Raw genomic sequence first — 11,784 nt, forward strand, 5'->3', positions numbered from 1 at the left:
TCGCCGGCCGTCCCGCCCCGGACGGCCGCGACGCGCGCGCCCTCGCCGGCCCGTCGGCGACCGGCCGGCGAGTGCGCCGCCACGGGGAGGGACGGGTGGGCAGGCCCACAGCCGTCACGCCGACCCGGCGTGGGCAGCGCGGGAAGCCGTGCGGGAGACTGGCGGGCATGGCGGCTCGTGGCTTCCCGTACACCGATCTCAAGGACTTCCTCGCGGCCCTGGAGGCCGCGGGCGAGCTGCGGCGGGTGAGCGTCCCGGTCGACCCCACGCTGGAGATCAGCGAGGTGGTCACCCGGACCGTCCGCGACGGCGGCCCGGCGCTGCTCTTCGAGCGGCCCACCCGGGGCGAGATGCCGGTGGCCATCAACCTGTTCGGCACCGAGAAGCGGATGGCCATGGCGCTCGGCGTCGGGACGCTGGACGAGATCGGCGAGCGGATCGGCGGGCTGATCAAGCCGGAGCTGCCGGTCGGCTGGTCCGGCATCCGCGATGGCCTGGGCAAGGTCATGCAGCTCAAGTCGGTGCCGCCGCGCAAGGTCAAGACCGCGCCCTGCCAGCAGGTGGTCTACTCCGGTGACGACGTCGACCTCAACCGGCTGCCCGGCCTCCAGGTCTGGCCCGGCGACGGCGGGATCTTCCACAACTTCGGGCTGACCCACACCAAGCACCCGGAGACCGGCAAGCGCAACCTCGGCCTCTACCGGCTCCAGCAGCACAGCCGGAACACCCTCGGCATGCACTGGCAGATCCACAAGGACTCCACGGCGCACCACGCCGTCGCCGAGCGACTCGGCCAGCGGCTCCCGGTCGCCATCGCCATCGGCTGCGACCCGGTCGTCTCGTACGCGGCGACCGCGCCGCTCCCCGGCGACATCGACGAATACCTGTTCGCCGGCTTCCTGCGCGGCGAGCGGGTGGAGATGGTCGACTGCCTGACCGTGCCGTTGCAGGTGCCGGCGCACGCCCAGGTGGTGCTGGAGGGCTACCTGGAGCCCGGCGAACGGCTGCCCGAGGGGCCGTTCGGCGACCACACCGGCTTCTACACCCCGGTCGAGCCGTTCCCGGTGCTGCACGTCGAGACGATGACCATGCAGCGCGACCCGGTCTACCACTCGATCATCACCTCCAAGCCGCCGCAGGAGGACCACGGCCTCGGCAAGGCCACCGAGCGGATCTTCCTGCCGCTGCTCAAGCTGATGATCCCGGACATCGTCGACTACGACCTGCCGGCCGCCGGCGTCTTCCACAACTGCGCGATCGTCTCCATCCGCAAGCGCTACCCGAAGCACGCGCAGAAGGTGATGAACGCGATCTGGGGCGCGCACCTCATGTCGCTGACCAAGCTGATCGTGATCGTCGACGAGGACTGCGACGTGCACGACTACAACGAGGTCGCGTTCCGCGCCTTCGGCAACGTCGACTACGCCCGCGACCTGCTGATCACCGAGGGGCCGGTGGACCACCTGGACCACGCCTCGTACCAGCAGTTCTGGGGCGGCAAGGCGGGCCTCGACGCGACCCGCAAGCTGCCCACCGAGGGCTACACCCGGGGTTGGCCCGAGGAGATGACCATGTCGCCCGAGGTGGTCTCGCTGGTCGACAAGCGCTGGAAGGAGTACGGGATCTGATGGCCGTCACGGAGGCCCCGGCGGAACGCCCGGGACGGGTCAAGTCCTTCCTCAAGCTGGTCACGATCGAGCACTCGGTCTTCGCGCTGCCGTTCGCGTACCTGTCGGCGCTGACCGCCATGCAGGTCGACGGCGGGCGGGTGCGCTGGCTCGACCTGCTGCTGATCACGGTGGCGATGGTCGGGGCGCGGACGTTCGCCATGGCCGCCAACCGGATCCTCGACCGGCGGATCGACGCGCGGAACCCGCGTACCGCCAACCGGGAACTGGTGACCGGGGCGGTGAGCGTGCGGACGGCCTGGACCGGCGCGGCCGTCGCCCTGGTGGTCTTCCTGGCCGCCGCCGCCCTGCTCAACCCGCTCTGCCTGGCGCTCGCCCCGCTCGCCGTGGTGCCGCTGGTCGTCTACCCCTACGGCAAGCGGTTCACCAACTGGCCGCACGCCATCCTGGCGCTCGCCCAGGCGGTCGGCCCGGTCGGCGCCTGGCTGGCGGTCACCGGCACCCTCGCCGGCTCCGGGCCGGCCTGGCTGCTCGGCGCGGCCGTCGGCCTCTGGATCGGCGGCTTCGACCTGATCTACGCCTGCCAGGACTCGGAGATCGACCGGGAGATCGGGGTGCACAGCGTCCCGGCCCGCTACGGCCGGCGCTTCGCGCTGCACGCCTCCACCGTCGCGCACGTGGTGACCTTCGCGCTGTTCATCTGGTTCGGCGCGCTGGTCGACTTCGGCTGGCTCTGGTGGATCGGGCTGGCGTTCACCGCGGTCGCCTTCGGCTACCAGCACCTGGTGGTCAGCCCGACCGACCTGAGCAAGGTCAACCGGGCCTTCTTCACCGCCAACGGTTTCGTCGGCATCGCGCTGTTCGTCTTCGCCCTGCTGGATCTGGTGGTCCGCCTCGACCTGCGCCCCTGAGCGGCCCGGTCAGCCGGTCGTGGCGGTCGGATAGCGGGCGCTCTCCAGCGTCCAGTCGACCGTGCCCCGGACCGCGTTGGCCAGGCCGTCGAGGTGGGCGGTGACCGACTCGTCCAGCGCCGGCCCGAACGACGGCACCGCGCCGTGCAGCGCCATGAAGCGGGCCATCTCCGCGCGCCAGCGCGCGGCGACCAGGTCCACCGCGGCCGGCACCGGCACGTCCCGCTCGGCGGCCACCGCCAGCACCAGGTTGTGCCCCCCGGCGGCGGCCCGGTCGCGCTCCAGCGAGGCCAGGTCGTTGTACCAGGAGAGCAGGTCGTTGGCGAGGTCGGCGAGCCGGCGCAGCGCGGGATGGTGGTAGAACGCGTCGGGCAGCGGCCGCCCGGCGGCGAACTCGATCAGGGGGTACGACACGTACGCCGCCGAGGTGGCCCGGCGCAGCTCCACGTACTCGGCGACGCCCGGTGGCCGGCCGGCGAAGGTGGCGACCGCCTCCCGCCAGGCGCCGTCGAGGTGGTCGGCGACGGCGTCGGCGAAGCGCAGCCGCCAGCGGGCCGGCATCCGGCGCCGGGGTTCCCGCCACGCCTGGACGAGCAGCCGGCGCAGCGGACCGGAGAAGCCGGGATGGCGGGCCCGGGGACCCTCCCGGAGCAGGGCCAGCGCCCCGTCGCGCAGCGCCCGGATCTGCGCCGGGGCCAGCCGGTCCGGCCCCTCGCATGCGTCGTCCACCAGGAAGAACCAGGTGAACAGGGCGGCCAGTGCGCGCAGGTCGGGCTCGGAGGCGTCCGGGTAGAGGCGGCCGGCGTAGCGGGCGAAGCCGGCCCGGGCCAGCCGTTCCCGCGTGGCCGGGTCCAGCGGCAGGCCGAGCCGGTCGAGCTGGTCGATCAGCCACTCCTGCACGGCGTCGGCGTGCGGGGAGAGCCGGGGCGGGATCGGGCACTCGGAGCGCAACGCCCGCAGCACCGCCGCCGTCATCACCGGTCCCTTCCATGGACATGGATCGCCGACGGAAGAATCGCACGTTCCCGGGACGGCCGCCTACCCGGCGGACAACGCCGCTGGTCGCGGGACAAGCGGGACACTCTGCCGGGGGTGGCCGCCCGGCGCCCGGGTCGACCAGGCAGGCTGGACGGTATGCGCGAACCATGGGTGGTCGGCGTCTCCGGCGCCTCCGGCACGCCGTACGCGGCCGCGGTCGTCCGGGGCCTGCTCGATGCCGGCCAGGCGGTGGACCTGATCGTCTCCCGGGCCGCCCGGCTGACCATCCTCGACGAGACCGGAAGGGCCTTCCGGGACGGGCACTGGGCCGAGGACCTGGCCGCCTGGCTGGGCCGCGACCTGTCCGACGCGGACCTGCGGCACTGGCCCGCCGGTGACCTGGCCGCCGGCCCGAGCAGCGGCTCCTACCGGGTACGCGGCATGGCCGTCGTCCCGGCCAGCACGGCCGCCTGCGCCGGCATCGCGATCGGGCTCTCCAAGGATCTGCTGCAGCGCGCCGCCGAGGTGAACCTCAAGGAACGGCGGCCGGTGGTGGTGGTGCCGCGGGAGACCCCGGTTACCCGCAGTCACCTGGAGCACCTCATCGCGCTGCACGACGCCGGCGCCGTGGTGCTGCCGGCCAGCCCCGGCTTCTACGGGGCCGGGGCGGCGGCCTCCGCCCAGCAGTTGGTCGACTTCGTGGCCGGCAAGGTGCTGGACGCGCTCGGCGTGCCGCACACCCTGTTCCGGCGCTGGTCCGGTGAGCTGGCCACGGCCCGTCGGGACGCGGACCGGATCTGAGGGCCGGCCCGCGTCCCGATCGGTGGCGCCTCAGTACATTCCGGCGTTCGCCGGCCCCGGGCCGGTCGAGGCGGTCGGGCCCATGTTGCGCGGCCTGCCCATGTCCTCCGCCTCGTCCAGCATGCCCTCCCCTTCAAGCAGGGCCCGCACCTCGGATTCCCGAAACCGGCGATGCCCGCCTGGAGTCCGGATGCTGCCGATCCGGCCGGCCGCTGCCCACCTGGTCACGGTCTTCGGGTCAACCCGAAACAGCGCGGCGACCTCACCCGGTGTCAGCAGGCGATCTCCAGTGTCCACAGCCCCCTCCTCGCGTCGACGAAGCCCCCGGCTGAACACACTGCCCCCGGCCGGTGCGAGCCCAGAGCCGTCATGAGGGACGTATGGCAATTACAGCACCAGCGACCTGGCGTGTCCGCCAAACGCGAAAAACGCACACAGTGAGAAGTTAGTAAATGCTACCGGCGCAGAACCCCCGTGACGGCACGTTTGTGAATGGCAACGCGACGTCATGTTCAACTGATGCCGACCGTCCGGCGTTACGCGCGAAAGGATAGGGTCACTCTCCGTGGACGCGATCGACCTGAGCCTCGTGGAGCTGCTGCGGGGCAACGCCCGCCTGTCGTACGCCGAGCTGGCCCGCCAGGTCGGGCTCTCCGCTCCCGCCGTGCACGAGCGGGTCGGCAAGCTGGAGTCGGGCGGCGTCATCCGGGCGTACCGGGCCGAGGTGGAGCCCGAGGCGGTCGGGCTCGGGGTCACCGCACTGATCGGCATCGTGGAGGATTCGACCGCGGACACCGACGACGTGCTGGCGGCGTTCCGGCAGATGCCCGAGATCGAGTCCTGCTACTTCATGGCGGGCGTCGAGTCCTTCCTGCTGAAGGCCCGGGTGGGCACGATCGCCGAGTTGGAGCAGCTGATCGTCCGGCTGAACCGGACCCCCGGGGTGGCCTCCACCCGCACCGGCATCGCCCTGTCGACCAAGTGGGAGAACCGCCCCCAGCCGCTCGTGCCCGCCGCCTCCTGAACGCCGCGCTCTGGCCCCCGCCCGGCGCCGAGCGTTACGGTGCGCCGATGACGACCTCAGGGCGGGGCGCGGCCGTGGTGACCGGGGCGGCCGGCGGACTGGGCCGGGCGATCGCCGCCGCGCTGCACGCCGACGGCTGGCGGGTGCTGCTCACCGATGTGAACGCCGAAGCCGTGGCCACCGCGGCCGCGCCGCTGGGCGGCTGGTCCCGCGCGCTCGACGTCCGCGACGAGGCGGCCTGCGCGGAGGTGGCCGCCGAGGCGGCCGGGTCGCCGGGCGGGCTCGGCCTCTGGGTCAACAACGCCGGCATCCTGGCCACCGGGGCGTCGTGGACGCACGACGCGGCGACCCGGCGCCGGCTGGTCGAGGTGAACGCGCTCGGCGCCATGAACGGCACGCACGCCGCCCTGACCGTGATGCGGGCGCAGGCCCACGGCCACGTGCTCAACGTCGTCTCGCTGGCCGGGCTGATCGCCGCCCCCGGCGAGACCGTCTACGCGGCCAGCAAGCACGCCCTGCTGGCGTTCAGCCTCGGCACCCTGGCCGACCTGCGGATGGCGGGCGTCCGGGGCGTACACGTGTCGTGCCTCTGCCCGGACGGGATCTGGACGCCCATGCTGCACGACAAGCTCGACGACCCGGGTGCCCTGGCCTCCTTCACCGGGTCGCTGCTGACCCCCGAGCGGGTCGCCGCGCGGGCCGTGCGGCTGGCCCGGCGGCCCCGGCCGGTGGTCAGCCTGCCGCGCTGGCGCGGCGCCCAGGTGCGATTCCTGGACGCCTTCCCCCGGCTCGCCCTGGCCCTCACCCCGGTGGTCCGGGCCGCCGGCCGGGCCGGCCAGCGCCGGCAGGCGCGCCGGGTCCGTCCCGACGCGAGCCGGCCTCGCTTGTAACGTTGCCGTCGTGACTCATCTCGACCGGTGTGACGAGGCCAGCCGGAGCTGGGTGACCGAGGCGATCGCCACGGTCGAGGCGGACGCCAACCGCTCCGCCGACACCCACCTCCTGCCCTTCCCGCTGCCCCGGGAGTGGGGCATCGACCTCTACCTCAAGGACGAGTCGGTGCACCCCACCGGCTCGCTCAAGCACCGGCTGGCCCGCTCGCTGTTCCTGTACGGGCTCTGCAACGGCTGGATCGGCCCGCGGACCACGATCGTCGAGGCGTCGTCCGGCTCGACCGCCGTCTCCGAGGCGTACTTCGCGCGGATGCTCGGGCTGCCCTTCATCGCGGTCATGCCCGCCTCGACCTCGCCCGAGAAGATCGCCCAGATCGAGTTCCAGGGCGGCCGCTGCCACCTGGTGCAGGACCCGGCCAAGGTCGTCATCGAGGCGCGCTGGCTCGCCGAGGACACCGGCGGGCACTACATGGACCAGTTCACCTACGCCGAGCGGGCCACCGACTGGCGGGGCAACAACAACATCGCCGAGTCGATCTACGCGCAGCTCGCCCTGGAGCGGCACCCCGTGCCGGCCTGGATCGTGGTGGGCGCCGGCACCGGCGGCACCAGTGCCACCATCGGCCGGTACGCCCGCTACCGCCGCCTGCCCACCAAGCTCTGCGTGGTCGACCCGGAGAACTCCGCGTTCTACCCGGCCTGGCAGGCCGGCGACTGGTCGGTGCGCACCGACAAGGGCTCCCGGATCGAGGGGATCGGCCGGCCCTGCGTCGAGGCGTCCTTCCTGCCCAGCGTGGTGGACCGGATGATGCAGGTGCCGGACGCCGCGTCGCTGGCCGCCATGCGGGCCGGTTCGGCGGTGCTCGGCCGCCGGGTGGGTGGCTCCACCGGCACCAATCTCTGGGGCGCGTTCGCGCTGATCGCGGAGCTGCTCGCCGCCGGCCGGACCGGCTCGGTGGTCACCCTGATCTGCGACCGGGGCGACCGCTACGTGGACACCTACTACGCCGACGAGTGGGTGGCCGGCCAGGGCCTCGACCTCGCCCCGCACCTGGCCACCATCGACCGCTTCCTGGCCACCGGCGCCTGGCCGGCCTGAGGAGTCAGCGCGGGCCGACCCGCTCGGCCAGCCCCGGGTAGCGCACCACGAAGCCCTCCGGGTCCACGTCGAGGTCGGCCGTGAAGGAGTCGCTGGCGTAGCGGACCCGGCCCGGGCCCAGCGAGGTGTAGACCTGCTCGGCGGGGAGCACCGCCAGGCCGGGCAGCAGCACCCAGGCCGCGGTGATGGTCCGCCCCTGGTCGGCGGGGGCCTTGGCCAGATTGAGCCGGCGTACCGGCAGGGTGTTGGTCAGCGGCGAGCCGCCCAGGTCGACGTCGAGCGCCTCGGCCAGCCGGCCGGGGTCGTCGGTGCCCGGCAGCCCGGCGGGCGGATGCCCGGCCGCGCGCAACGCCGCGTCCAGGTCGCCCTCCTCGCCGGTGCGCACCCGCCACCCGTCCCCGGCCCGTTCCAGGCGTACGCTCCGCGCCCAGCCCGCGCCCTCGGCGGCGACCTCCAGCCGGCTGGTCGACCAGTCCGCGCCCACGGTCAGCTGGTAGCGGCAGGTGTAGGGGATCGGGTCGACGGCCATCGCCACGCCCTGCGCGGTGAGCCCCTGCCGGTCGTCGAGCAGCACGTGCTCCGAGCCGGCGGTGTCGGTCCGGGTCCAGAAGAGCGACTTCGGCATGGTCGGCATGAAGCGGACGTTACGCCACCGGGCGGACACCGGCAGAGGATGCGCGAACGCCGCCGCCGAGCGGTGGCTCGGCGGCGGCGTCGGTGTTCGCGTGGCTGGACCCGGCCCGGTCAGTGGGTGCGGGCCGGCGGCCGGCCGCCGAAGCCGCGCCGGTCGTCGCGCGGCCGGTCCTCGCGGCCCCGCGCCTCCGGACGGAAACCGCCCCGGCGCTCGGCCGGACGGAACTCGCCCCGCTCGCCGAAGCGCCGCTCGCCCTGCGGGCGGTCCTCGTAACGGCGGGCACCGTCCCGGTCGCCGTAGCCGCGGCCGCCGGTGGGCCGGTCACCGTAGCGGCGGGAGCCGTCCCGGTCGCCGTAGCCGCCCCCGGTGGGCCGGTCGCCGTAGCCGCGGCCCTCCGTGGGCCGGTCGCCGTAGGCGCGCCCGCCGGTGGGCCGGTCGTCGTGCCGCCGGTCGCCGCGCGCGTCCCGGTCGTAGCCGCGACCCGCGCCGGTCGGTCGGTGCTGGTCCCGCCCGGCCCGCTCGGCGAAGGGGCGGTCGCCCGAGGGCCGGCCGGAGCCGCGCTCGTCACGGTCGCCGAAGCGCCGCTCACCGCGCCTGTCCCGGTCGAACCCGCCCCGGTCGGCCTGACGCCGCTCGCCGAAGCCCCGGTCCTCGCGGTCGAAGCGCCGCTCGCCGAAGGGCCGGTCGTGGCCGCGGCCGCCGGTCGGGCGGTCGCCGTCGCGCCGGTCGCCCCGGTCGTAGCTCCGGCCGGTCGGGCGGTCGCCGAAGCGGCGCTCGCCGCGCCCGTCGCGGTCGCCCCGGCGCGGCTCCGGCTCGTTGCGGACCGGCACGCCGCTGGGCTCGCGGGCGCCCGTCAGCTCGGCCAGCTCCGCGTCGCCGACGCGGACCCGGGTCTCGGCCGGCTCGACGCCCGCCTTCTCCAGCATGGCCAGCGTGGTCCGGCGCTGCTTCGGCAGCACCAGGGTCGCCACCGCGCCGGACTCCCCGGCCCGCGCGGTGCGACCCGCCCGGTGCAGGTAGTCCTTCGGGTCCTTCGGCGGGTCCACGTGCAGCACCAGCGTCACGCCGTCGACGTGGATGCCCCGGGCCGCCACGTCGGTGGCGACCAGCACGTTCGTCCGGCCCTCGCGGAACTCGGCCAGGGTCCGGGTACGCATCCGCTGGGTCTTGCCGCCGTGCAGGCCGCCGGCCCGCACGCCCACGGCGGCGAGCTGCTCGACCAGCCGGTCGACGCCGAGCTGGGTACGCGCGAAGAGCATGGTGCGACCCTCGCGGGCCGCGATGGACGCCGCGACGGCGAACTTGTCGTGCGGCGGGATCAGCAGCAGGTGGTGGTCCATGGTGGACACGGCGGCGGTCGCCGGCGAGGTCGAGTGGGTGACCGGGTCGGTCATGAACCGCTTGACCAGCGAGTCGACGTCGTTGTCCAGAGTGGCCGAGAAGAGCAGCCGCTGGGCGTCCGCCGGCGTCTTCGCCAGCAGCTCGGTGACCTCGGGCAGGAAGCCCATGTCGGCCATCTGGTCGGCCTCGTCCAGCACGGTGATCTCGACGTCGTCGAGCTTGCAGACGCCCCGCTCGATCAGGTCGCCGAGCCGCCCCGGGGTGGCCACGACGATCTCCACGCCGCGGCGCAGCGCGTCGACCTGCCGGTCGTACGGGACGCCGCCGACGGCGGTCTTCAGGAAGATGCCGACCGCCTTGCCGAGCGGCATCAGCGCGTCGTTGACCTGCATGGCCAGCTCACGGGTCGGCACCAGGACCAGGGCGCGCGGGTGCAGCGGCCGGGCGCGGTTCCGGTCGGCGAGCCGGGCGATCACCGGCAGGCCGAAGGCGAGGGTCTTGCCCGAGCCGGTCTGACCCCGGCCGAGCACGTCGCGGCCGGCGAGGGCGTCGGGCACGGTGGCCCGCTGGATCTCGAACGGGGTGGTGATGCCCTGCCGGGCGAGCGCCTCGACCAGCTGCCGGGGCAGGCCGAGCGCGGCGAAGTCAGGGGTGTCGATGGTCGGGTCGGCGGACGGGGACGTGCCGGAGGCAGCGAACGTGGTCAAGAAATGCCTTTCAAGCGGGGCGCATCTTCGCGATGGCCCGCCGCGGCTTGGTCACGCCGCCGATTCGCCCGCAAGATCGCCCATGGGCGCGCAACGGGCGCGCCGGGTCAGTGATCTCCACAAGTGTACGGCGATGCGGCGAACCTGCCACCGCAGCGCGAGGGTGTAGTGGGCGGGCTCACCCCCGTCACCTGGTCAGGACGGTGCCGGTGATGCCGCTCAGCGCGTCGTCGGCCAGGAAGACCACCAGGAGGCTGATCGAGACCAGCAGCGCTAGTGCGACGGCCAGCACGATCACCACCTTGGTGTTGCTGGAGCGGGTGGCCGGTGGGTCCTCGGCCCAGCCCTGGGCCAGGATGTGCCCGGTCAGCGAGCCGGAGTTCTCCAGCGGGTTGCCCTGCGGGAAGGAGACGGTGGCGAAGCCCGGCCCGTCGGTGCCGCCGTACCCGCTGCCGGCCGGGCCGGGACCGCCCGGCTGGCGGCCCACCGGGTGGCTCGGCGCGGGGCCGTGGCCGGGCGGCCCGGGCCGGTAGTCGGTGGGGTTGGCCGACGGCGGCCAGGTGGGCAGGGCCGGCGCCGGAACCATCGACGGCGCGGTGGGGAGCGGCGGCGCGGCGGCCGGGCCCCGCTGAACCGCGCCCGTGAACGGCGTCGAACCGGGTGCGCCGGCCATGGCGGGCGGCGGCGGGAACGGCGGCGCCGGCGCGGGGCCGGGTGGCGGCGGAGGCGGGGGCACCGGCGGTCCGGGCGGTGGCGCCGGCGGCCCCGGCAGCGGGGGCACGGGCCCCGGCGGGGTGGGGCCCGGCGGCGGTGCGGGCACCGGCGGCGTCGGCCGGAACGGGGGCTCCGGGGCCGGCACGGGCGGTGCCGGGGAGGGCGGCGTCGGACCCGGTACGGGGGTCGGCGCCGGCTCGGGCTCCGGCACGGGCGGCGTCGGGGGCTGGGCCGGCTCCGGCGGCTGGGCCGGCTCGGGGGGCTCGGGGTTGACCGGGCCCGCCCGGTAGACCTTGGCGCTGCCGGACGTGCCGGCGACCGCGGCGGCGACCTCGTCGGCCGAGACGCGGCTCAGCCCGGGCACGGAGGCGCTGGCCCGGGCGTGTCCCTGTTCGGGCACCGGGGCCTTCATGACCTGCGGCTGGCCGGCGTCCGAACCCGGCGCCTCCGCGCGCGGCGCGGGCAGCACGGGCGCCGCAGCCGCCTCAGCGGCCGGCGCGGGGACCCGCGCGGACCCGGCGACCCGAGGCGCCGACGGGGTGCCCACCGGACCCGCTCCGAGGTCCGAGGACTCGGGCCCGGCGTCGACGGCGTCGTTCACGCCCGGCGCGGCTTCCAGGCCGGCCTCGCCCGTCGAGGCAGCGCTGTCGGCGGGGTCGGAAGAGCGTTCGGCGGCGGCGAAGGCGGACCAGGTCGAGGGCGGGGGGATGGAGGCACCCGGCCGGCGCCGGTCCAGCGCCGGGACGGCGTCCGTCGGGCCACCCGCCCGGTAGGTGGTGCCGGCGGCCGGCCCGCTCGGCCGCTCCTCGGCCGGGGGCGGCACGGCGGTGCCGGCGACGCTCACCCGAGCGCGGGCGACGGACACCGGGGCCGCCTGGTCCGGCTCGTCGGCGGCGCCGGCCGGCCGGTCAGCGGCGTCGGGCGCGGATCCGGGGTGGACCGTCTCCGCCGGAACGTCCTGCTCGCCCATCTCGCCCCTCCGCGCCCACGCTCGCCCCCGACCGTGGCGCCGGTCGGGCGTGCCTGGATCTCACCGTGCCACATTCCGGCCCGG

General features: G+C 75.2%; 11 protein-coding genes. 6 read left to right on the forward strand and 5 right to left on the reverse strand.

Annotated elements, in window-relative coordinates; genetic code table 11:
• Positions 1-167: 167 nt before the first annotated feature.
• Both AC0OLQ_RS02675 and mqnP read left to right on the forward strand, forming a co-directional pair.
• The gene (locus AC0OLQ_RS02675; RefSeq protein ID WP_484530055.1) at positions 168-1,628 is read left to right on the forward strand and encodes a menaquinone biosynthesis decarboxylase; all 1,461 of its coding nucleotides are present in this window, start codon (positions 168-170) and stop codon (positions 1,626-1,628) included.
• Positions 1,628-2,539 carry a menaquinone biosynthesis prenyltransferase MqnP gene (gene mqnP, locus AC0OLQ_RS02680; protein ID WP_484530056.1) on the forward strand — a complete coding sequence of 304 codons (912 nt, stop codon included), beginning with the start codon at positions 1,628-1,630 and terminating at the stop codon, positions 2,537-2,539. The genes AC0OLQ_RS02675 and mqnP overlap by 1 nt, the downstream gene beginning before the upstream one ends.
• Before the next feature lie 9 nt (positions 2,540-2,548).
• Here mqnP and AC0OLQ_RS02685 read toward each other — a convergent pair whose 3' ends face one another.
• Positions 2,549-3,514, reverse strand: coding sequence for a terpene synthase family protein (locus AC0OLQ_RS02685; protein ID WP_484530057.1), 966 nt, complete (start codon positions 3,512-3,514; stop codon positions 2,549-2,551).
• A 159-nt stretch (positions 3,515-3,673) separates the two neighbouring features.
• Between AC0OLQ_RS02685 and AC0OLQ_RS02690 the strand changes: the two genes are divergently transcribed.
• Positions 3,674-4,318: a UbiX family flavin prenyltransferase gene (locus tag AC0OLQ_RS02690; RefSeq protein ID WP_484530058.1), complete on the forward strand. Its 645-nt coding sequence runs from the start codon at positions 3,674-3,676 to the stop codon at positions 4,316-4,318.
• A gap of 30 nt (positions 4,319-4,348) precedes the next feature.
• Here AC0OLQ_RS02690 and AC0OLQ_RS02695 read toward each other — a convergent pair whose 3' ends face one another.
• Positions 4,349-4,615: a BldC family transcriptional regulator gene (locus AC0OLQ_RS02695; RefSeq protein ID WP_357332419.1), complete on the reverse strand. Its 267-nt coding sequence runs from the start codon at positions 4,613-4,615 to the stop codon at positions 4,349-4,351.
• A gap of 268 nt (positions 4,616-4,883) precedes the next feature.
• Here AC0OLQ_RS02695 and AC0OLQ_RS02700 point away from each other — a divergent pair, with 268 nt between their 5' ends.
• The 3 genes from AC0OLQ_RS02700 to cds1 are packed head-to-tail and all read left to right on the forward strand — an operon-like array spanning position 4,884 to position 7,334.
• Positions 4,884-5,342 (forward strand): Lrp/AsnC family transcriptional regulator, encoded by a 459-nt coding sequence (locus AC0OLQ_RS02700; RefSeq protein WP_357332421.1) that lies wholly within the window; start codon positions 4,884-4,886, stop codon positions 5,340-5,342.
• Positions 5,343-5,389: 47 nt separating this feature from the next.
• Entirely contained in the window at positions 5,390-6,232 is an 843-nt protein-coding gene (locus AC0OLQ_RS02705) for an SDR family NAD(P)-dependent oxidoreductase (RefSeq protein ID WP_484530059.1), read from the forward strand.
• Positions 6,233-6,242: 10 nt separating this feature from the next.
• Positions 6,243-7,334 carry an L-cysteine desulfhydrase Cds1 gene (gene cds1 / locus AC0OLQ_RS02710; protein WP_484530060.1) on the forward strand — a complete coding sequence of 364 codons (1,092 nt, stop codon included), beginning with the start codon at positions 6,243-6,245 and terminating at the stop codon, positions 7,332-7,334.
• Between the two features lie 4 nt (positions 7,335-7,338).
• Here cds1 and AC0OLQ_RS02715 read toward each other — a convergent pair whose 3' ends face one another.
• The 3 genes from AC0OLQ_RS02715 to AC0OLQ_RS02725 form a co-directional block, all read right to left on the reverse strand.
• Entirely contained in the window at positions 7,339-7,959 is a 621-nt protein-coding gene (locus tag AC0OLQ_RS02715) for a putative glycolipid-binding domain-containing protein (protein WP_357332878.1), read from the reverse strand.
• Between the two features lie 119 nt (positions 7,960-8,078).
• Complete coding sequence (locus tag AC0OLQ_RS02720; protein ID WP_484530061.1) at positions 8,079-10,016, reverse strand: DEAD/DEAH box helicase; 1,938 nt, start codon at positions 10,014-10,016, stop codon at positions 8,079-8,081.
• Between the two features lie 187 nt (positions 10,017-10,203).
• The gene (locus AC0OLQ_RS02725) at positions 10,204-11,700 is read right to left on the reverse strand and encodes a hypothetical protein (protein ID WP_484530062.1); all 1,497 of its coding nucleotides are present in this window, start codon (positions 11,698-11,700) and stop codon (positions 10,204-10,206) included.
• Positions 11,701-11,784 lie beyond the last annotated feature (84 nt).

This window comes from Micromonospora sp. Utrum1, assembly GCF_057197805.1.

Bases quoted from the DNA above. Each gene is read 5' to 3' on its own strand.
- AC0OLQ_RS02705 (WP_484530059.1), top strand. From the start codon at position 5,390: ATGACGACCTCAGGGCGGGGCGCGGCCGTGGTGACCGGGGCGGCCGGC.
- AC0OLQ_RS02690 (WP_484530058.1), top strand. From the start codon at position 3,674: ATGCGCGAACCATGGGTGGTCGGCGTCTCCGGCGCCTCCGGCACGCCG.
- mqnP (WP_484530056.1), top strand. From the start codon at position 1,628: ATGGCCGTCACGGAGGCCCCGGCGGAACGCCCGGGACGGGTCAAGTCC.
- AC0OLQ_RS02675 (WP_484530055.1), top strand. From the start codon at position 168: ATGGCGGCTCGTGGCTTCCCGTACACCGATCTCAAGGACTTCCTCGCG.
- AC0OLQ_RS02685 (WP_484530057.1), bottom strand. From the start codon at position 3,514: ATGACGGCGGCGGTGCTGCGGGCGTTGCGCTCCGAGTGCCCGATCCCG.
- AC0OLQ_RS02715 (WP_357332878.1), bottom strand. From the start codon at position 7,959: ATGCCGAAGTCGCTCTTCTGGACCCGGACCGACACCGCCGGCTCGGAG.
- AC0OLQ_RS02725 (WP_484530062.1), bottom strand. From the start codon at position 11,700: ATGGGCGAGCAGGACGTTCCGGCGGAGACGGTCCACCCCGGATCCGCG.